At 64.7% G+C, this 20,039-nt stretch carries 16 protein-coding genes; 8 read left to right on the top strand and 8 right to left on the bottom strand.

Annotated elements, in window-relative coordinates; translation table 11 throughout:
* Positions 1–49: 49 nt before the first annotated feature.
* The 4 genes from QSK05_RS33390 to QSK05_RS36710 all read right to left on the bottom strand — a co-directional run bounded on the left by QSK05_RS33390 (position 50) and on the right by QSK05_RS36710 (position 4,188).
* Positions 50–1,081, bottom strand: coding sequence for an NAD-dependent epimerase/dehydratase family protein (locus QSK05_RS33390; protein ID WP_285601406.1), 1,032 nt, complete (start codon positions 1,079–1,081; stop codon positions 50–52).
* A gap of 99 nt (positions 1,082–1,180) precedes the next feature.
* Entirely contained in the window at positions 1,181–2,134 is a 954-nt protein-coding gene (locus tag QSK05_RS33395; RefSeq protein ID WP_285601407.1) for a M20/M25/M40 family metallo-hydrolase, read from the bottom strand.
* A gap of 273 nt (positions 2,135–2,407) precedes the next feature.
* Positions 2,408–2,956: a GNAT family N-acetyltransferase gene (locus tag QSK05_RS33400; RefSeq protein WP_285601408.1), complete on the bottom strand. Its 549-nt coding sequence runs from the start codon at positions 2,954–2,956 to the stop codon at positions 2,408–2,410.
* Positions 2,953–4,188, bottom strand: a complete 1,236-nt coding sequence (locus tag QSK05_RS36710) for an NsdA family TPR-like regulatory protein (RefSeq protein WP_502879862.1) — start codon at positions 4,186–4,188, stop codon at positions 2,953–2,955. Before QSK05_RS36710 ends, QSK05_RS33400 begins: the two co-directional genes overlap by 4 nt.
* Before the next feature lie 257 nt (positions 4,189–4,445).
* On the opposite strand from QSK05_RS36710, the gene QSK05_RS33410 reads away from it, so the two are divergent.
* The 4 genes from QSK05_RS33410 to QSK05_RS33425 are packed head-to-tail and all read left to right on the top strand — an operon-like array spanning position 4,446 to position 7,450.
* On the top strand, positions 4,446–5,495 hold the full coding sequence (locus tag QSK05_RS33410) for a radical SAM protein (RefSeq protein WP_285601410.1): 1,050 nt from the start codon (positions 4,446–4,448) through the stop codon (positions 5,493–5,495).
* Positions 5,495–6,139 (top strand): dTMP kinase, encoded by a 645-nt coding sequence (locus QSK05_RS33415; protein ID WP_285601411.1) that lies wholly within the window; start codon positions 5,495–5,497, stop codon positions 6,137–6,139. Before QSK05_RS33410 ends, QSK05_RS33415 begins: the two co-directional genes overlap by 1 nt.
* The gene (locus QSK05_RS33420) at positions 6,123–6,650 is read left to right on the top strand and encodes a hypothetical protein (protein ID WP_285601412.1); all 528 of its coding nucleotides are present in this window, start codon (positions 6,123–6,125) and stop codon (positions 6,648–6,650) included. Before QSK05_RS33415 ends, QSK05_RS33420 begins: the two co-directional genes overlap by 17 nt.
* Positions 6,647–7,450 carry an STM4013/SEN3800 family hydrolase gene (locus QSK05_RS33425; protein WP_285601413.1) on the top strand — a complete coding sequence of 268 codons (804 nt, stop codon included), beginning with the start codon at positions 6,647–6,649 and terminating at the stop codon, positions 7,448–7,450. Before QSK05_RS33420 ends, QSK05_RS33425 begins: the two co-directional genes overlap by 4 nt.
* On the opposite strand, the gene QSK05_RS33430 is transcribed toward QSK05_RS33425, so the two are convergent.
* The gene (locus QSK05_RS33430) at positions 7,440–7,916 is read right to left on the bottom strand and encodes an NUDIX hydrolase (protein ID WP_285601414.1); all 477 of its coding nucleotides are present in this window, start codon (positions 7,914–7,916) and stop codon (positions 7,440–7,442) included. The two genes, QSK05_RS33425 and QSK05_RS33430, sit on opposite strands and share 11 nt — an antisense overlap.
* Positions 7,917–8,193: 277 nt before the next feature.
* Here QSK05_RS33430 and QSK05_RS33435 point away from each other — a divergent pair, with 277 nt between their 5' ends.
* Positions 8,194–8,760, top strand: coding sequence for a Uma2 family endonuclease (locus tag QSK05_RS33435; protein WP_285601415.1), 567 nt, complete (start codon positions 8,194–8,196; stop codon positions 8,758–8,760).
* Between the two features lie 380 nt (positions 8,761–9,140).
* Here QSK05_RS33435 and QSK05_RS33440 read toward each other — a convergent pair whose 3' ends face one another.
* The 3 genes from QSK05_RS33440 to QSK05_RS33450 all read right to left on the bottom strand — a co-directional run bounded on the left by QSK05_RS33440 (position 9,141) and on the right by QSK05_RS33450 (position 16,290).
* Positions 9,141–10,607 (bottom strand): recombinase family protein, encoded by a 1,467-nt coding sequence (locus QSK05_RS33440; RefSeq protein ID WP_502879863.1) that lies wholly within the window; start codon positions 10,605–10,607, stop codon positions 9,141–9,143.
* A 200-nt stretch (positions 10,608–10,807) separates the two neighbouring features.
* Entirely contained in the window at positions 10,808–11,668 is an 861-nt protein-coding gene (locus QSK05_RS33445; protein WP_285601416.1) for a hypothetical protein, read from the bottom strand.
* Positions 11,665–16,290, bottom strand: a complete 4,626-nt coding sequence (locus QSK05_RS33450; protein WP_285601417.1) for a PDDEXK-like endonuclease domain-containing protein — start codon at positions 16,288–16,290, stop codon at positions 11,665–11,667. Before QSK05_RS33450 ends, QSK05_RS33445 begins: the two co-directional genes overlap by 4 nt.
* A gap of 569 nt (positions 16,291–16,859) precedes the next feature.
* Here QSK05_RS33450 and QSK05_RS33455 point away from each other — a divergent pair.
* The 3 genes from QSK05_RS33455 (at position 16,860) to QSK05_RS33465 (ending at position 19,747) form a co-directional block, all read left to right on the top strand.
* On the top strand, positions 16,860–18,914 hold the full coding sequence (locus tag QSK05_RS33455) for a hypothetical protein (RefSeq protein ID WP_285601418.1): 2,055 nt from the start codon (positions 16,860–16,862) through the stop codon (positions 18,912–18,914).
* Positions 18,915–19,115: 201 nt separating this feature from the next.
* A complete protein-coding gene (locus QSK05_RS33460) occupies positions 19,116–19,364 on the top strand; it encodes a type II toxin-antitoxin system Phd/YefM family antitoxin (protein WP_285601419.1) in 249 nt (82 codons plus the stop codon).
* Positions 19,364–19,747, top strand: a complete 384-nt coding sequence (locus tag QSK05_RS33465; protein WP_285601420.1) for a type II toxin-antitoxin system VapC family toxin — start codon at positions 19,364–19,366, stop codon at positions 19,745–19,747. Before QSK05_RS33460 ends, QSK05_RS33465 begins: the two co-directional genes overlap by 1 nt.
* The last annotated feature ends 292 nt before the right edge of the window (positions 19,748–20,039 follow it).

Below are 20,039 nucleotides of genomic sequence, written 5' to 3' on the forward strand. Positions count from 1 at the left end.
CCAGCTCCTACCCGACGCGCGCTTCGCATACCCGCGGCGCGCTGCCCTTTCAGATCGATGACGGTTCCTGGTTGTACCAGAGCCTCAACAGCTGTGCCTCCCGTTCCGGCTGCATCCCGTGTTCACCCTGGCGGGTGTGAGCCACCAAAGGTTCCTGGTGCAGAGACTGCCAGGTGTCCTCGACGGTCTCGGGCAGCGGTCGGCAGGTCAATCCTGCCTCTACCGCCCGCGTTGAGTCCACGGCCCAGGTCCCGGCCGGTGTTCTCCACAGCGGCATCTCCGTCCACTGCCGCACCCCCTGCTCCTGCAGCCAGAGCGAGTCAGCCCAGACCAGGGAAGCACCGCCACCAGTGGCCCGCGTGCAGGCTTCCAGCAAAGATCCGTACGTCGAGTGCCCCGGCGGCGCGGTGACGTTGAACGTCCCGAGGTTCTCGGCTCTGAGCAGCCTGATCAGGAAGTTGGCCAGGTCCCGCACGTCGAGGGGCTGAATGGGCTGGGTCGGGTCTCCTGCGGCCAGCATGGGGCCGCCTCGCTCAGCGCGCCGCAGCAATGCCGACAGCCGTCCCACATATTCATGGGGCCCGAGGACCACTCCGGGGCGCAGGATGAGTGATCGGTCGGCGAACACCTCCCGGACGGCTTGTTCGCAGCCGGCCTTCAACGTCCCGTACGCGTGAGGCTCCGGAATCGCCGCGAGGTCCGAGTCGCTCTCGCGGGCATCGGGCCGAGAGGGCCACAGCGCTGAGATCTCGCTGACCGGCTGAGCCGGCCAGTCGCGGTAGGCCGAGACCGTGGAGGTCAGCACATAGGTACCGACGGTGTCCTTCAGCGCTGTGGCCATGGCCAGGGCATCGGGTGGCTCGTACACGCTGGTGTCTACCACCGCGTCCCAGGGACCGCCCGCAGCCAGCCGGTCCAGGTCCGCCTGGCTGGTGCGGTCACCCCGGATGGAATGGGTGCCGGGCACGTCCCGGCCGGTCTTGCCGCGGTTGAAGCAGGTGACCTCCCACCCGGCCTCCACCGCCAGCTCTGCCAGGGTGCGGCCAAGGAACCAGGTCCCGCCGAGCAGAAGAAGACGCATCAGGACATTATCGGGGCAAATCTGATCGGTGAGGGGCCCTGCGGCTGACGGCCCTCATCTCATGTGGCTGGAAGGCGCTGGCCGCGACCTTCAGCTCACTCATGCACTGGACTCGGGCAGGCCGTTGGTGATGATCCGTTCGATCAGGCCGGCGAGAACTGCTGCCTGATGGGGCATCGCGGTGGTATCGACCCACTCCGAGCGGGAGTGCGGATGGGCTCCGACTGCTCCCAGCCCGTCCAGCGTGGGTACCCCGAGCGCAGCGGTGAAGTTGCCATCGGAAGCGCCACCGGAACGAACCGCCTCCACCGGGTCTACGCCCAGCGAACGTGAGACATCGTGGGCCGCCCGCATCAACTCCATCGCGACCTCGCGTTCGAACGGATATCGGTTGACACCTCCCATGACACTGACCTCAGCGCCGGGTAGACGGGCGGTCAGGGCACGTAAGCCAGCATCAGCCCGGTCGAGCTCGGCGCGGGTCCAGGACCGGACATCCAGGCGCACGAACGCGCTCTCCGGAACGCTGTTCGTGGTGGTCCCACCCGTGACGATGGTCGGAGTCACCGATGTTCCCTGCTCCGGGTCGGCCAGCGCCTGGGCCGCGAGGATCTGATGAGCGATCTCCACGGTGGCGTTCACGCCCAGCTCCGGCTCCAGTCCGGCATGAGCCGCCCGGCCACGAACTCTCAGCTCGTAATCAGCGATGCCCTTGCGGGCGATCTTGACCGCCGCACCATCAGCGCTGGGCTCGCACACCAACACGGCCTGCGCCCGCAGGGCCTCCCGCTCGATGACCGCCCGTGACGTCGGAGACCCAACCTCCTCGTCCCCGGTCAGGAGGACTGTCACAGCGCCCGGGTCCGCCAGGGTCGACACGGCAGCGAGCATCTGCACGATGCCGGCCTTCATATCGAATACTCCCGGCCCCCGGGCCACGCCCGCCTCTACGGCGAAAGGCCAGTCAACCAGTGTTCCGGCCGGCCAGACCGTGTCGAAGTGGCCCAGCAAGAGAACCCCGTCGTCGCGTCCTGGCCACAGCAGGTGCGGCACGCCATCCGTGGGGCGGATCGCCTGACGCCCGAGCGGCTCTTCGAACCAGGTGCCAAGCAGTTCAGCGCATCGTTGGAGCCCGAGAAGGTCATCGGAAGATGACTCACAGCTCACCAGCTCGGAGAGTTGACTAATCATCCGCGTCTCGTGGTCAGGATCGCGTGCGAGGTCTCGGGCGGAACCAGAACTGTCCATCCGGAGATCGTGCCGCAACTCTGACGAACGGCGCACCGATACGATCGCGACCGCTTCACGGGCTCTCCGGCAGTCTGGTCAAGGGCCCGATGGCAGTTCGAGTAGCAGCACGACATGCGGTGCGGCGCCGTCCCAGGGAATGTTCTGTCCGATCTTCCGGTATCCCCACGAGGCGTATGCGGACATCGCGGCTGTGGCATCGGGTCGGGCGTTGAGGATGACTCTTTCGTGAGTGAGATCGTTGATGAGTGCGTGGTGGATGGCAGTGGCGAGGCCTTGGCGCTGGTGTTCGGGATGCACGGCCAACTCGAACAGGCCGAAGGTGCGAGCGCCGTCCTCCCGGGTTGTCTCCTCGTCGACCGGATCGGTCATTGTCTTCCACCATCCGGTGCTCGCCGAGAGGGTGTGCCCGTAGGCCATGCCCGTCGGTGTCCCGTCGTCAGCGTGGGTGAGGACGGCCCGGAAGCCGGGCCGGGTGATCTGCCGGTCGAACCTGGCGAAGTTCGCTTCGACGTCGGCTTCGGTCTTGTCGTAGGGAGGGAGCCTGAAAGCTGCTTGGTAGACCGCGGTCAGCTCGCTGCGCAGCCTGCCCGCCTCCTGTCCGACAGCTGTTTCGAAATCGGTCATGATTGCCTCCGCCGCGCGCCGGCCAAGACAAGGAATTCTTTGGTGTGCGAGGAATCCATGCTTCGGGCCTTCTCTTCGAAGGTTGCAACCCGGGCAGTCAGCCGCTCGGACGTCAGACTCTGGGCGTCGTCGAGGACCTGGGTCATCATGCGACAAGCTTCGTCCACTTCGCCGACCATGAGAAGGACGTTCGCCAGGCGTGCGCGGTACAGGGCGGTGTTGCGCGCGTAGCTGGCGGCGAGTCCGTCAACCGCCGCACGCAGGAACGGCACAGCCGCTGACGGCTGGCCGGTGCGCAGATAGTGCATCCCCGTCGCGTAGTCGAGTTCAACGGGGTCTGCGAAGCGAACCCACCGGGGCGGGTCAGTTTCGCTGGCGGCCTTGTCACGCAGGGAGATGGCTTCGGACATGGCGCGCCGGGATGCTGCGGGATCTTGCGAAGCCAGGGCGGCGCTGGACTGGCGCAGGGCCAGAACCATTTTCACTCGGGGACCAGCATGCGTGGTGGCAATTTCGCGGGCTGCTGCGGCGGCCGATCGCGCTTCCCAGCCGCGGTGCTGGTCGATCCCAAGCAGGCACATGGTGGCCAGCCCGCGTATTTCCAGGTTCGTGTCGCCAATCATGCGAGAGGTGGCCATGGCCTCCAGGATACAAATCCGGGCTTCTCCCGGGCGTTGGGCGTCATGCGCGAACCAGCCTATATGACAGCGTAATTCGGCGGTCATAGCCTGGAGGCGGAGGGCGACAGGTTCAATAGCCCGCCCCTCTGCCAGACAGCGCTCGACTTCGGCGAGGATGGTGTATCCCTGCGTGAGAGCTGTGCCACCTCCGGAGCCGTGATCGATTTGGTACAGCCCGTCGATACGAGCGCGCAGAGCGTGCACGTCGCTCATACCGACCCGACGACTCTCCGGCAGGATCGAGGCGGCTGCCACACCACCGAGGTCAGCCAGGAACGCGCGCCGTGCAATCCCAGGCCTGGAGGTACTGCTCGGACCAGCGTGCCGAGTTGGGGGGACCGTAAAGCCCATCTCTTCCAGGGGTACTCCGAGCAGAGCTTCCAAGACGCGCTGCTGACCTGGGTGCGGGAGCGGGGGATTTGGTTTCTCCCACCGACGAAGCTGGCGAACGCTGACGCCGGCATCCTCGCCGAGTCGGCGGGCACACGCGGCGAACTCGCGAACGAACCCTTCCTGGGTGTAGCCAGCCGCCTTCCTGAGGTTGGCGAGCATCCCACTCCTTCCAATCACCGCACGCAGCCGCGTAACACGAACCGGTGTCACCGAACAGCGTCGATGCGAAACGTCCGGTGAAATGTCCGCTCGATCAGACTGTCGCGCTCCGTGGAGCAGAGGTCAACTTGATGTGTCCACTTCGTGGCCCGTTCGGCTTGCGCCGCTGGCCGGAGGCCGGGGTGCGGCGATCGTCACGTTCACAGCATCCTCGCCGGGGGTGTGCCCTGCCATCACGAACTGTGCCGGGAGACATCATGAACACGCTCTACGCCGTGCCGGAACCCACGCCCCTGGCGGGCGACCCCGACCTGACAGCCCTGTCGAACTTCGCCGCCCTCCGAGGCCAGCTCCGCGTGTCTTTCGGGCCCAAATGTTCGATCGCCTGCTGGTTTTGCCACAACGAGGGCGATGTTCCGCCCGGCGACGCTCGTAAGGACCCGAACGCACACCAGCGCGAACGCGCCTTGGGCGCTGACGAGTACCTGGCGATGATCGTCTCCCTGATGGACGCCGGCCTGAACCGGGTGTACTTCACCGGGGGTGAGCCTTTGATCTCGCCGTTGTCCCGCCCCGTCCTCACCGGGTTGCGCAGCCACACCCGTCCCGACCGGACCTTCTCACTGATCACCAACGGGCTGCACGTGCGGCACAACCTTCCCTGGCTGGCCGAGAGCGTGATCGACAAGGTCAAGGTCTCCTTGCATTACTTCAGCGACGAGACGTTCCAGGAGATTGCCTACACCCGTCTGCCGGTCTCCCGGGTCCTTGACGGCATCGAGGCCGCCCGGGACAACTTCGAGCAGGTCGAGCTCAACTGCCTCATCCAGGCTGCAAACCAGCACGAGGTCCCCGCCATGCTGGAGTACGCCCTGACCAGGCGCCTGCCGGTCCAGTTCATCGAGCTGGTCGGCACCGACTTCAACGCCTCCGGCCAGGGGAACGCGGTCGCAGCCGATGACCTGCTGAGCGCCCTGCGGGGCATGACGAGCGATGAACGGGTGGAGGTCGCTGGGGTCGGCCAGGGCCGCCGCGTCTTCACCATCGACGGAATCGAGATCGAGGTCATTCACCGATCGCTCGGTCGCCATCACGTCGGACAGTGCGGTACCTGCCCACAGCGGCAGGCCTGCACCGAGGGGTTCTGGGCCCTACGACTGGACCACGCCGCCGGGCTGATGCCCTGTCTGCTGCGTGAAGACCTCCGACTGGACCTGCGCCCGGTCCTGGGGCAGCCCAACACCAGCTCGATGGTTGCAGCAGCAGTCGCCCAGCACATCGCCGACTTCACGGAAGGGACGCTGTGATGGTCGAATTGCCCAGCTGCTACCAGCCGCCCATCACGAGCCGGGTCGCTCCGTTCCTGGCCGTCGAGGGAATCAGCGGTTCCGGGAAGTCCACCATCACCAACCTGCTGACCGGACGCCTCGACGCCTCCTACCTGCACATGCTCCCGAAACCTCTCAGCACCATGTCCGGGTACGTCAACGACCACGGCGGAACCCTGACCCAATGGGCGTTCTACCTCGCCGGAGCCCTAGACGCCGGCGACACCGTCCGGCACACACTGGCCAGCGCCCCCATGGTCACCGACCGGTGGGTGAACAGCGTGATCGCCAACCACACCGCCGTGAACAGCCTGGACCTGAACACCGTGCGCGAGATGTTCGCACCGTTCCTGCGCTACCTGCCCGTCCCCGACCTGACCATCTACCTCGAAACCAGCGAGGAGGAACTACTGCGGCGCTTCCACAGCCGCCCCGATCGAACCCCGCAGGATCGACTCCTCGTACGCCGGCCCGGTCTTCTGACCACGGTGATGGACTATTACCGGCGCTTGGCGGCCGAGGACCCCACCGCGGTCACCATCACCACCGACGGGCATACCCCCGAAGAACTGACCGAGCAGATTGCCCTACTGCTGGAAACCCGTCGTGTTGCGGCCTGTTGACCTGACCACCGTGTTCGCCCACGACCGCGTACACGGCACCGACTACGGTCCCGTCGACACTCCGCATGCCGACCAGGTGCACACCGGACTCGCCTGGTGGATCGGGGCCTGCCTCGTCCTGACCGCCAACACCCGCGCCGTGGCGCTCGTCCACGACGGAACACCGCTGGCCCACAACTACGCCCGCGCGTTCGCACAAGGCGCCATCAACGTCCACCCCAACGCCGCTGTCGTCTCCATCGTCGCCCCCGGAGCCATGCCCGAACTCATCCACGCTGCAATGGCACTCGCCGCTCCGGGCGTCCTCATGACCACGGTCGACCGTCAGATCACCATCCAGCTCATCGACCCCTCCGGCGCCGCGATCACCATGGAATCGGGGCTGGGACCTATCCGGGACCTGATCGCCGCCGACCGGACGCCTCGGCCTGTCGACACGGCCTTCAAAGGCCGCATCGAACAGCGACCCGACCTGCTCCCCGCAACCTCGAACCGAACGGAGCACCCATGATCAGCGGCGTCGACATCATCGGCCGCGAACGGCGAAACATCCTTCTCGTCACGATGGACTCTCTGCGCTTTGATGCCGCTGCGGAAGCGTCCCGCCGTGGCTTGACCCCCAGGATCGTCGGCTTCCTGTCCACTGAGCGATGGGAGGAGCGACGGACGCCGGGCACCTTCACTTTCCCCGCCCACCAAGCACTGTTTGCCGGGTTCCTGCCCAAGCTCTATACGCCTGAGCAGCCACCGCGGTTGTGGGAGTGCCAGCCGCCCGCAGGAAAGCCTGTTCACCCGACGACCCTCGTCCTGCCTGCCGCTGACTTGCTCAGCGGGCTTCGTGCCCTCGGCTATCTCACCTTGTGCATCGGCGGTGTCACCTACTTCTCCAGCGAAACACCGCTCGGCAGCGTCCTGCCGAGAATGTTCGACCAGGCATTTTGGCAGCCCCTGTACGGCAGTACCGAGCCAGACTCGACACGCCACCAAGTCGACAAGGTCCTCGCCCTGGCACAGGAACACCACGACCGCCCGGTCTTCATGTTTCTGAACATCTCGGCCACGCACGTGCCGCTCGGCCACTACCTACCAGCGGGGCACGGGCCCGACAGTGTCGAAGCCCAGATCGCCGCCCTGTCCTACGTCGACCTGCACCTGGGCCGGCTCCTGGATGCCCTACCTGAGACCGGCGACTGGCTGGTCATTCTCACCAGTGATCACGGCGAGGCATTCGGCGAGGACGGATTCACCGGACACGGAATCGCCCATCCGACCGTCCTGAAAGTTCCCTTCGCACAACTACTCACGCCGTGAGAGAAGGCCTGCGGGCGCTATAGGCCAGCAATGCCAGCGCTGAACCAGATAGCTGCACGAGCCCGTCCCAGACCGCCTCGACAGCCTTCTCCACTGGCCACCACTCCACGACCATGGCCTGCTCGACCTCCTCTTGGGTTAGCTGCGGATCGCCCACGGTCAAACCGGATGCCTCAAAAACGTGCAGACGCTGCGTCGAACGCGGCATAGGTGCGAACACGCCAAGAGGACTGAGTGCCTCAGCGACAACTCCTGTCTCCTCGCCCAGCTCCCTCCGGGCCGCCTCCAGCGGGCTCTCACCAGGTTCGATCATCCCGCCGGGAACGGACACCGCCTCGCCGTGAAGCGGCAGGTTTTGCCGGACCAGAGCCACGCGCCCCTCAGCGTCGACCGCCACAACCACGACACCATCAGCCATCACAACGTGCTCAAATGGCTCGGCTCGGTACGTCATCCTCTGTGCCATGGCCCACACGGTTTCAGGGTCCAACGGTGGGATCAAGCACACATGTCAGATGGCGATCCCAAATGGTCGGTCAGGTCAACAAGCCTTGTAGGCGCTGCCCATAATGTCGACCTCTTCAAGAAGCTGATGCCGGTGTGAACCACCCAGAGTGTCCGCAAAAAATAGGTTGTTAGCGGTTAGGTGTTTTTCGGGCGCTGGTGGGCAGTGGGGGACTGCTTGATGGGCTGGCGGTCGCGGTACCTTGCCGGTGGTGGCTGGTCGAGCTCAGGAGGTGGGCATGAGCGGGGAGAGGGTTGTGCCGGCCTGGATGTATGAGCCCATCACGGCTGATCAGTACGCGATGTGGACGCCGGAGCAATGCGCGGGCATCGAGATCGTGGACGGGATGGCGCTGGTGAGCCCGAGTGCCACCAAGCGCCACAGTCGCTTGGCTCGGGTGCTGGCCAACGCTCTGGATGCTGCCGGTGGGCCTGCCTGGAATGCCGACACCGACTTTGATGTGCGCTTGCAGGATGCCCCGCTGAACAACCGTCGTCCGGACGTCACGGTCTACCGGACCGAGGTGCTTGATGTCAGCCCTACTCGCCCTGAGCATGTGCTGTTGGTTGTTGAGGTGGTGTCACCGGGATCGGAGACCACGGACCGGATCGTCAAAGCCGATCAGTACGCGAGGGCTGGCATCCAGTTCTACTGGCGGCTTGAGCAGGTTCCAACCGGGGCGCCGGTGGTGTTCACGTACGTTCTTGATGCGGCTAGCGGTCGGTACCGTGATGACCAGGTGTTCACCGGGGTCGTGAAAGTGACGGCGCCGTTCGCCGTCGAAGTGGATCTCGGTGGGGTCTAGGACTCCGCAGACCGCGCTCATGTGAGCGCGCCACGCCCTCGCAACCCATTCATCTCACGACCACGCTCGCCGTACCGGAGCGCGGAGGCCCATGCGCTCTCCTATAGATGGATCCCGCTTTCTCAGCTGGTCTGCAGCGCTGCTCGCGCTCGCCGCGCTTCGACGCCTTCACGTGACGCGCAACACACGCACGCGCACCGTCTTCGGACTCCCTCCGTTGCCACTAGGGACCTCGTGTGCGGGCTTGACGGAGCAGGTCCGGATCGCTTCAATAATGGACATGCATCCTCGTTTGATACAGGGATGTAACGCTCGTGTGGTAGAGTCCCCCTCGGACACATGGCTACCCCATGAAGCGGGTTCGGTTTCTGACTGGAAGGTCAGAATCTGGGCCCGTTTTCTGTTTTGGCGATGGAGAGTCGGCCGTCCTGGACGGTGCAGTCGATCACCACGTGGTGATCTCGGAGGGCGGTGACGAGCGCCTTCTCCGTCGGGTTCGCTTGGCTGAGGTCGGGATCCTGCTGGAGCAGTGCGAGGACTTCGTCTTCCCGGACATACAGGTACGGCCACCCGGTTGAGTGCGTGCTGGTGCGCCGGCCATGTCGGCAGCGGTAGCCGGGGCGGTTGTTGACCCAGTGCGAGTCCAGTCTGCGCCCGCACAGTCCGCACTTCAGCAGGCTGGCCAGGAGGTACGTTCGCCGGTTCCCGTGCCGGTCTGGGCGGCGTGCGTGGATGGCCTGGACGGCGATGAACTCCTCGGTGCTGACCAGGGCTGGGTGGCTGGGGACGCGCGAGACGACCCAGTCATTAGCTGAGCCCCATCGCTGAATCGGTAACCGGCCGTACTCATGCTCGTGACCTGACGGCCCGCCGGAGGACGGGGCCGGCGCGGGGACGCTCGTGTGATCCGTGGGTTGTCGGTTCCAGACCTGGTAGCCGGTGTAGCGGGGATTGGCCAGGATCGAGGCGACGGTCGGTTCGGTCCAGACGTCACCGTGACGATGCTGGTTGCGGTTGACGTCGGCGCCGGATGGGCAGGCGATCCCGGTCTCGTTGAGTTCGCGGGCGATCCCGGCGACGCTACGGGACTTCAGTCTCTCGGCGAAGATCCACCGCACGTGCCCAGCGGTGCGGGGATCGGGATCCAGGCGTTGGATTCGCCGGCCCCAGCGGGCATGAGCTTTGTTGGGGTGCTCGCCGTCGTCGACCAGGCAGTATCCGTAGGGCGGGCGTCCGCCCAGATACCGGCCCTGTTCGCGAACTTGGGACCGCATTGCGGCCAGCGTTCGAAAGCGTGTTCGAAGGACTTCGCGTCGGGCCTGGGCGCCCAGTTGGAGGGCGAGGACGCGGTGGGTGGTGTCGTCGGGGTCGAAGGGGCCGTCGAACTCGGGAAGCCAGACTCGGATACCGAGGCGTGCGAACAACGGGATCATGGCGGTCAGCTGCCCAGCACAGAAGGCTCGCTCGGCCTCCCCGACCACGATCGCGTCGATGCCTCCACGGTCGGGTAGGTCGAGCTTCTGCAGGAGTTGACGGGCTTGGGGTCGATGCGACCAGGGCAGACGACGGGAGCACCCGACGTCAAAGAACTCTCTCACGATCCGCCCGTGAGGCTGGATCAGATCCTGGGCGCTCTCGCGCTGCCATCCCAGCGATGTCCGTGGGTCCTGGAACTCTCGCGTCGACACTCGCCCATACAAAGCGAACCTCAGCCCTGCGCCGGATCCTGTTTCCTGATCAGCTCGATCTGATTCGGGTCTGGCGTTCTCCGCGCCACCCATCAGCCATCCACCGGCCGGGGTCGCCGCCGGAAGATCAAAGAGGACCTGCTGTTCGGGGAAAGCCATCTACACAGAATGAGTTCGACCGCGTCCGTTCAGTCAAGATGGCCGAAACGGCAGCCTCATCGAGATCAGCACCCCCTAGTGGCACCTGCTCAGTGGCTCGGTGTCTCCGGACGCCGAAGGCCATCGTCGTCGGCGCGGACTTCGGCTTAGGGTGCCGAGTAGCCCGGGGGAATCGCAACCCCGGGCCCTCATAGATCAGATCAGGCAGTTTGCGATGAGGATGGCTGTGACGATAGAGGGGCTTGCGACGAGTTGGTAAGTGCAAGGTCATTGAGCGCGGCTACGACGACGTTCCATGCGATTCGGACCGTGTCGCCGTTGGGTTTGTGACCGTCGCTCTGTTGTTTGCGCGGGTGTATCAGGTTCCGGTGGTCGCGCAGTACGTGCGCGTAGTCGACTACGTCGCGGGAGATCCACCCATTCTTGCCCGCGAGCTCGATCAGTCGATGAAGGGTGTCGTTGTCCCAGTTGGGGATGTGGCTGCGTGCGTAGTCGTACAGGACTCCCTCGAGAAGGCTGCCCAGCATGATGATTGCGGCTAGGTTTGCGCCTTGGTCCCAGCAGGTGCGTGCTTCCTGCAGGCGTAGGTTGAGTTGTTCGCCGAATTTCTGGTCGTGCACGACGAGGCTTAGATCGACGTCTAGTCTCGCGGGAGCTGTTTCGGTAAGGCGGTTCTTGGTTCGGCTTTTGGTACGTAGCGCGGGTCCGGCTTCGGTGAAGTGGATCTCGATCCCCTCGAGGGCGAGCAGTTCGTTGAGGTCATGAATGGTCGCGTCGAGGGCCGGGGTGTCATCGAGGTACTCGCGTGGATCGGCCAGGCGCAGGATCAGCCGCTGCATGTCCTCAGGGTTTGCTCTGCGGTCGTGGAGCTGTTCTATGACCCAGGCTCGACGGCCGCCTTCGACCGTGCCAGCCCACTTCCAGCCGGCGCTGCTGAAGAGGCGGGAGATCTTTGGACCGCTGCGGTAGTAGGGCGAGGTGTCGTCACCGCAGATGACGTCGGCGACTGCCTCGAGAATGTTCGGGTCGAGTTGCATTTCGGTTGGGATCGTCGTGTTCATTCGTCGTCATCCTCGTCCTCGTCGGGCAGTTCGATGGGCGCCCATGTGCGGGTTGCTACCTCTGGATCGTTGACGGTTGGCTGGATGCCGCGGGCTTCAAGTGCTTTCCAGACGGGGGCCATTTCGTGTTCGCGGTCGAACTCGAACTCGCTTTCGCGTACGCGGATGATGTCCCAGTGCATGCGGGCCAGTTCGCGGTCGCGGCGGGCGTCGGAGGCGATCTGGGTGGTGCTGGTGTGGAACCGGTAGCCGTCACATTCAACGCCGACCCGGGCTCCGTCGCCGGTGACGACGAGGTCAAGGGTGCGGGTGCCGACCTTGTACTGCGGGACGACATGGAAGCCGCGAGTCTTGATCTCGCGGAAGACACGCTGCTCCAGGAGCGATTCGAAGGGCGTGGTGGGGCGGGTGGCGCTGACGGCGTCGAGGGTAGGAGAGGGGCCGTACACGGACGGTGGATCCATCATGTAGCTCATCAGGTTTCCTCGCAGGTCACCGGGTTTCAGGTCACCGAGTTCCACGCTGGTGAAGAGCCGTAGTTGCTCGCGGGCGCGCGTGGCAGCAACGTTGATGGATTGCCGGTACATGAGGGCTCGCTGGGCCTGGGGCTGGCCAGTAACGACCATGGACAGGAAGATTACGTCACGTTCGTCGCCCTGGAAGTCGGAGGCCTGCCCGACCCGGACCTTGCGTTGTTGCATTTCCTCGGAGGACAGGATCTTGCGGAGTTCACGGTCGATGCAGTTCATGTGGCCGCGGCTCGCGAGTAGGACGACGATTCCGAATGTCTTTCCGTGGTAAGCGGTGTCGTCGATGCAGGCACGCAACTGTTCGGCGATGTGCCGGGCCTCGACGGTGTTGTGCACGGCGGTGCGGCGCCCCTCGAGGACCGCGTCCTCGACTTTGTGGACGATGAGGGGTGGGAGGTCCCCTGCTCGGCGTTCGCGCAATGGGATCAGGCCGGGCGTTCCGTTGAGCTCGTAGAACTGCTTGGAGGACCAGTTGATGATCTCCGGAACGCAGCGGAAGTGCTCTCGCAGTCGTACGACATTGTCCTTGCCGGAGCGCGCCGACAGAAGACCGTAGAGATTGGTCTTGGGGGTAAAGAGGTTCTGGATGTCGCTATCCACGCCGTCCAGGAATCGGGGCAACTGCTGGAAGATGCGTTTGTGTCCTCCCAGGCGGGTGTCGGAAGGTGTGCACTGCTTGTTGTCGCCGACCACGATGACGCGCGGGGCGAGCCACAGCAGGTAAAGCTGTTCCATGCCGGCCTGGCTGGCTTCGTCGACGATGACGACGTCGAAGGAGTTGCGTTCCACGGGAAGGTTGGCCAGGAGTTTGGGCAGGGGGACGACCCAGGCCGGGACTGCGGTCTTGGCCTTGTCCATTGCAGCGCGGGCGGCCCGCTGGAAGGTTCGTACGCGCTGCCCGTCGCCGCTGCTATGGATCATGTGCTCCTGGTAGGTCCGCAGGGCACGGGCGTGCTCGTCGCTCATCCGGGCAAGGGTGTGGGACATGGCCTCGGTGGCGGCCAGTTGCGCGGTGAGGTTCTGGATGTGCTCCTCGACGATGAGGTATTCGTCCTGCAGGTCACGCTCTTCCTGCGCTGTGCGCTGGCTCAGGATGAAGGCCTCGGCCTGGCGCCATGCCCAGGCGTCTCGGATGTGTTTTAGCCGCCCGGGCCACGCCGGGTGGCTCGCTGTTTCCTCGATCAGGGACAGGGCAGACGGGTGCGACCGCTGCAGGCGTGCTTTCAGATCGGCCAGGTGAACGGCCGCCGATTGTTCAGCACGGGCCTGTTCCAGACGGGCCAGCGCGTCGATGTATGTGGGCATGTCGCGCTCGCGTACGGCGGTGAGCAGGTCAGCAACCTCGGGACAGGTGACGGTTGGGTCCGTGCGCCTCAGGGAGCTGGTCAGGGCATCGATGCGGTTCTTGAGTTGTTGGTGCTGCAGATGTTGCTGGGCGGCGGTCGCGGCGGCGCTGACCTGTGTCATCCCGGTGACGCTGCGGACCATGGCCGAGAGCCCGACGGGCTCAAGGAGAGTCGTGAGCCGGCCATGAAGCTGCGTGATGGTGTGAATGAGGTTCAGTTGGTCGGACTTGTCCACGAGATCGGATAGGCGCTGAGCGCTGGGGGTGCAGGGAATGTCAACTCCGCAGTCGGCCCATTTCTCAGTTAGCTGCAGGGCAGCGACTTCTGCCTCCATCCGCTGCACGGCCGCGTCCAGGAATTCCTGCGTGGTGGGGGTCTTTCCATTGACCTTGACCATGGACAGGAAGTCGCTCGCCTGGCTCTGCTGCCGGGATTGCAACCATTTGGCCGAGCGGAACTTGCCGCCACCGCGAACGTACGCGGCGAACTCTCGGCCGGTGTCCAGGGCGCCGCGGGCTACGCCCAGTTCGTTCGCCGCGATCGGTGCGACGTCTACTACATAATCGACGCCGTGCTGGCGCAGTTGCTCCTGCAGGCGAGGCGCTTCTTCCCTCACGCCCAGGAGGGTGCCCCACAGGCCCTTGCCGCGGCCGGCGAGTAGTTCATCCACGGCAGTGCAGGCCCATGACGGCGCGGTTCCTGGCTCGAGAACGGCACTGGCGTCGGTGCTCCCTCTCGTCTCGTTGCTGGTGGTGACGCCGTCGTCGTGGGCGTAGCCGAGTTGCTGCAAGGTATGCGAGATATCGCGTGACAAGGTGTTTACTCTTGTCAGATCGGATTCCGAGAGAGCGGTCAGCTGTCGGCTGTGGTCTGTCTGGGATCTGTGAGCCATCTCGCGGGAACGGGTTTCGGTGTCGATCCATTGCGCGAGGGGGCCAGGGTCGGGAATCTGGGAGGCGGGCGGAAGGTGCTGGCTGAGCCGTTGATGGCGCTGGGGAGAGTCGGTGAGCAGGAGTTGGTGCAGGTGCAGCATGTCCTCGGTGGGTAACGGTGGTCGCACCGCGGACCTGCTGAAGGACTCAGCTGTAGTGGCAGCCTCACTGAGGGGTGGTAGCCAGTTGTACTGGCTCTCGTGCTGGCGTACTTCGCGGACGATGTCCGAGAGGGTTCCTGCGTAGCTGGTGGAGCTGTACCAGGAGATGACCGGTGGGTGCCGGTGGTGCTCTGATTCGCGGAGTCGCCCGATCCTCTCGTTCAGGTCGGCTGCTGCTTGGCGGGCAGCGAGGCGTTCGGCGGCCAGAGCCTGGGCGCGTTGTTCGAGGGAGGCAGCATCGTTGGTGGCGATGGCCGCGCAGAGGGCGTCCAGACCCTGCTCGAGTTCCTCGGCGGCGCTGCGACCGCCACCGGCCAGCAAGACGCACAGGTGCCGAAGCTCTTGGGGGATCTTGTCCCGCAGGACGCGCAGGGCCTGATCCTTCTCACTGGTGACCAGGACACGCTGGCCACGGGCCAACAGCGCCGAGACCAGGTTGGCGATCGTATGCGTCTTGCCGGTGCCGGGCGGGCCCTGAACCACGACGCCAGTTTCTCGGCGCAGCAGATCCATCACCTGTTCCTGCTGCTCGTTCGCGGCTAAAGGGAACCGGGGATCCTGACCCAGAACATCTCCGCTGGTACCACCCTGGGCGAGCACCCATTCCTGACGCTGGTGGGCGTCGGTGTCGGTGATCAGCTGGCTCATAGCAACAGGAACCGGGCATTCGTCATCCCTGAGTTGCCGAGAAATCTTCTTATAGGCTTCAGCCAGCGCTGCTTTGCTGCGGGGACGCAAGATGAGCGCGGGAGAGTCGCTGACCTCTACCGTGGTTCCGGGCTCGATCCGCTCGGCACCCGTCGTGGCAGCGCGTACCCCGGTCAGGAGGCACTGGCCTACCCAGTCACCCAGGTGTCGGATGATCTGGGGGCCGGGTAACGTGTCCTGGAAGCCCTGCTCGACTGTTTGACGTGCTTGTGATCCGCGGTCGTGCTGGTAGGACTCAAAGGTCCCGAATACCTGCGAGTCCTCGTACCGGCGCGACCCGTTCGCCGAGTCCAGGACGACTTCGGCGCTCTTGCTGTTCACCGTCGGCAGAAGCTGCTCGGTCACCAGATGGCGCCGCACGACGGTTCCGTCGGGGGCCTGCCAGCGCACCAGACCGCGACACAGAACGAGTTCGTAGTCGTTGTCGCGCTGCTCGATCTGCGCACAGACATCCGCCAAGTAGTCGTACAACGGTTGCAGTTGTTCGGCCTGCCGGCGATGTTGCGCCCACTCCTGCCAGCTGACGAGCCACCGCTCGAACTGCCGGACCACTGACCCAGGAATTGATGTCGGGGACGCCTGCGACCCGGAATCGGTTCCCAACTGCGCGACTTGAGTGGATGCCTGCTCCAACAGGCGCGGCTCCTGGGCCGGGACCTCGCGGTCGACGGTTGGGTCCAGCCATGTGGCCACGGCCGCCGGTGGTGGCGGGGCGAGCGGTCGAGCAGGAGGAAGCATTCTCAGGAGAGTGCCTGACACGCAGGCCAGATCGACGTTGGGACCGCCAGGCGGCATGTCTTCTAGCCACCACAGGCGCCATTCCTGCCTGTCCGCCTGAAGGATGTCCAGTTCGGGATTGCGCTCGGCCGACTCGGTGATCTCGACCAGGAAGTCGATGAGCTTGCGAGTCTGTACCCGAGCTTCTTGGGCGCTGATGCCGGACAAGAGTCCTCCCTGAACATCACTGGTGAAAGAAGATTCGTCATGACAGGTGCTGGTGGCCCCACGACGTCCTGGTCCCGATTTCTTCCCGGAACCAGCTCAGACAGTTGATTGCTCTCGTTCGGCGGCACTGGACGCCCGGCCCGGCGTCCAGCAACCAGCACGTTCGAGGCTCGCCCGGGACCTGACGACCAGGCGCAGAGGCCCACAACTTGAACTTCTCAGGACTGAGGAACCGCCACCCCCAGGCTGGCGAATCAGTGAGACACGAACCAGAGAAACAGCAGCAGCGGACATGACGCCGGTCGGCCCCGAGGGGCAAGCTTGCGGGAATGATGCTAGCCCCGACCGACGGTCCCCAGGAGCGCCAACCTTTCCTAGAGGGGGCAGCGGTAGTGCAGGGCCAGCTCTTGCCAGCGTTGTGAAATTCACGATGGCCCTGATCAGAAGCATGGAAACCGCAGGTCTGGCCGCGTGCACCGCTCGACAAATTCGCAGAATTTTTTCTATCAACAGGAAATCTACGAGAAAGTAGCCTTCCCGTGACGAGTTAGTGGGCTACGGTTCCGGCTGTGAACACGCTGCCCGCGGTCGTCCCGGAAGGGGAGTATCCGCGTTCTGAGATCGTCTCTGTCAGAATCGCTCGCAAGGTAGCCCCTCTCTTTGGAGTCGTCTGGGCTCAAAACCCGTTCGATCGAACCTGGGTCTGCGACTTTTCGACCTTGACGCTGACGGAGGTCGCGCGAGGAGCCCCCCTCCCGGAACGCTCGGCGTCGCTCGAATCACCTGAGGACGGTGAAGCCCCGGCGCCCGGGGCAGGTTCAGGGCACGAAGACGATGCGCAAGGCTGGATGTGGAATGGGCGAGGGGTGGTCGTCCCAGGTGGTGCAGCACCGTTGGGTTCCCTGGCCAACGCGACACTGAATCGGTTCGGGCCCCACACAAAGGCCGCGGTGGTGCTTGCCGGCGCCAATCGACTACTGAGGGACTCGACGCAGGCCGTTGGCGCGGTCTGTGCCAGCATCAACCAGACCTCGGCCAGTCCGCGGCTCAGGTTGGCGATCTGGGCCGGTCTGACCCTAGAAGTCTTCCGCGGTCAACCAGCCCTGGTCATCGCGGCGCTACAGGCACGTGCTGTGCAACGGTCCCTGACAGTTAGGTGGGGCAACCAGGTAGGGCTTGGAAACCTCGGCGCCACAGCCGCCCGTTCCGAGATCGGGGCGTCTGGCGTCACCGGTCAGGACAGCGCCTGGCAACCCCAATGTCTGGCCCTGATCGATGACACCCTTCAACAGCTCAATCTGGCCGGGCTCGCTGGCATCGGCCCGGAACGGGGGGAAGACATCGCCGCGGCCTGGTGCCGACGACTGCTGCAGATGGGGAGACCCGGGTCAGGCATGGTGTGGGTGGTCGAGGACGAGAAAGGGCACCGCACCGCCCACAGCTACCAGCGCGTCGGGGCCATGGTGGCGCCATTCGTGGCCGAGGCGCTAGGCCAAGGAGACATCAGCGGCCAGGTCGAGCTGCAAGACGCCCAATCGCTGGACGAATGGCCCAGTCCTCCAGCCGGGCTGCCCGACCACAGAGCACGCGCCCATCTGGTTGCCGTCCACGTGGCCGTGAATTACCTCAGATACGTGAGCGACTCAGGTTCTAAAGCACCCCAGCTGCGTGAACGGACCCGTTCTTTCGTAGCCCTCATCGCCAAGGAATACTGGTCCGGGCCACATAAGCATGACCCTGCTGTGGTTCTCGTCAGCTGCTACTCCGCCTACCTGAGGCTATGGGACAACGTCAGATCTCGCGAACGTCCTGCAGCTGAGATGCAGGCGGCGATGACGGAAGTCTTGCAAGCGCAGCAGAGTGCTTGGCACGCTTATGAAGCTGGGAACATAGACCCTGGTGCAGCCAGCTACTTGCTGGAGATCGCCACCGTGGCGCTGGCCAAGATCCATGATCCGGCGTCATCGAAACCCCCAGGTCTTGACCGGGCGTTGGCCCGCGGCTGGAGACAGGCACTCAGCGCTCGAAGCATGCCCCCGATGCCGGGCTCTCACCTGGACTCGCTGAACGGCGCGCAGATCTTCCACCTCGCAAATTATGCGGCCTACTTGGCTGATCGAGGGCCAATCGCCGATCTACGTCATGCGCTAAGGATTTTCGAGGCCGTGATCGAAGTCCGGGAAGCGGTTGCGCAGAACGAGCCGGCGTCCCTGCCTGCAAAACATGCGGCGGCCCGCGACGCCCATCAGGCCGCAGCCAGCATTGCCGCTCGAATGGCAGAGGCCTGCCCCGCTCGCGAACAGGCAGCGCGGGCACGAGCCTGGGACAGTGCTGTTGCTCATGCAGTGGCGGTGCTGGCCGCTCCCATTACGTTGGAGCAGATCGCCAATGGGGACGCCGATCGGGCGGTGGTCTGGACGGCCGAGCAGATCGAGCCGGCCCTGAGTCACCTCATTGTGAACTCACCCCAGGCACTGCCCGAACCACTGCGTGAGACGGCAATCAACCTGGTGAAGCGCGCTCGGGAGAATTCGAACGCGATCCTGACAGTGGAATCGCGAGAACGCCTGACTGTGCTCGGGGATCGGCTGACAGCGCGGAGAAATGTGAGAGCTCCAGCGTGAGGTGCCCTGCTCGTGTGTCACGGTGGTTGTACCCGTCCCAGGAGTTAAGACCTCACCGAATCCCTGGAGCCTATGGGATGAAGCCCGGGAATTGCCATTTATGGTGCATTGTGCATGACCGACGGACGCGACAGCCTCCACCCTCAAGTGGCGTGAGTGTGATGAACAAGATGCGGGTAGCACAAGTGCTACATTGGCCGGATGGAGGAAATTGGGCTGCGTGATCTTCGCCAGAACGCCAGCGACCTGGTACGACGCGCCGAGAGCGGCGAGCAGGTCACCGTCACCGTGGCCGGTCGGCCGGCGGCCGTACTCGGCCCGCTGAGCGGGTCCAAGTCCTGGGTGACCTGGGAACAGGTGGCGGATGTCTTCAATCGTCCCGTGGACGCCGACTGGCCTGCTGATCGCGATCTTGTCGACCAGTCCTTGATCGACCCCTGGGAGAAGTAGTGGAACGCGGGATCCTGGACACCAGCGTCCTGATCGCCGAGGGCCTCGAGCCGATCCCTGGAAGACTCGCGATCAGTGTGGTCAGCATGGCCGAACTGCAGTTCGGGATCTTGGTCGCCAAGACCTCAGACGCTCGGGCTCAACGTCTGTCTCGGATGACCGTGTTGCAGCGACGGTTCGATCCGTTGCCGGTCGACGACGCAGTGGCCGAGAGCTACGGACGCCTGGCCGCCCGGGTGGTCGACATCGGTCGGCAGCCGCGCGGTCGCGTCCTGGATCTCATGATTGCAGCAACCGCCCACGCCCACGAGGCCAAGCTCTACACCCTCAATCCAGACGACTTCCGCGGTCTGGAAGACCTGGTCGAGGTCGTCTCCCTGTAACGAGACAGGCTGCCGAACCAGTGGGTTGACGACCGCGACGTGGTTCGCTTCAATCAAGGTCATGTTCACCTGGTTCATGCAGGTGTGCACTGTGGAGGGGGTCGAGTCCCCTCGGACACAGTGTTACCCCCACGAAGCGGGTTCGAATTCTGACCGAAAGGTCGGGCGGTAAGTGTCAAGGGATTGAGGCCAGCGGGTGTTAACCGACTGGTGTCAGGCGGGGTTCGGGTTCGGGTTCGGCGGGCTTGTTGATCCAGGCGCTGGTGGGCAGGCGCAGGATCTTGGGCAGGAC

It is taken from the genome of Kineosporia sp. NBRC 101731 (genome assembly GCF_030269305.1).
In the GTDB taxonomy this organism is placed as follows: Bacteria; Actinomycetota; Actinomycetes; order Actinomycetales; family Kineosporiaceae; genus Kineosporia.

Coding starts and splice junctions, on each gene's coding strand:
- QSK05_RS33390 (WP_285601406.1), bottom strand. CDS start 1,081: ATGCGTCTTCTTCTGCTCGGCGGGACCTGGTTCCTTGGCCGCACCCTG.
- QSK05_RS33400 (WP_285601408.1), bottom strand. CDS start 2,956: ATGACCGATTTCGAAACAGCTGTCGGACAGGAGGCGGGCAGGCTGCGC.
- QSK05_RS36710 (WP_502879862.1), bottom strand. CDS start 4,188: ATGCTCGCCAACCTCAGGAAGGCGGCTGGCTACACCCAGGAAGGGTTC.
- QSK05_RS33410 (WP_285601410.1), top strand. CDS start 4,446: ATGAACACGCTCTACGCCGTGCCGGAACCCACGCCCCTGGCGGGCGAC.
- QSK05_RS33415 (WP_285601411.1), top strand. CDS start 5,495: ATGGTCGAATTGCCCAGCTGCTACCAGCCGCCCATCACGAGCCGGGTC.
- QSK05_RS33425 (WP_285601413.1), top strand. CDS start 6,647: ATGATCAGCGGCGTCGACATCATCGGCCGCGAACGGCGAAACATCCTT.
- QSK05_RS33430 (WP_285601414.1), bottom strand. CDS start 7,916: ATGGCACAGAGGATGACGTACCGAGCCGAGCCATTTGAGCACGTTGTG.
- QSK05_RS33435 (WP_285601415.1), top strand. CDS start 8,194: ATGAGCGGGGAGAGGGTTGTGCCGGCCTGGATGTATGAGCCCATCACG.
- QSK05_RS33440 (WP_502879863.1), bottom strand. CDS start 10,607: ATGGCTTTCCCCGAACAGCAGGTCCTCTTTGATCTTCCGGCGGCGACC.
- QSK05_RS33445 (WP_285601416.1), bottom strand. CDS start 11,668: ATGAACACGACGATCCCAACCGAAATGCAACTCGACCCGAACATTCTC.
- QSK05_RS33460 (WP_285601419.1), top strand. CDS start 19,116: ATGGAGGAAATTGGGCTGCGTGATCTTCGCCAGAACGCCAGCGACCTG.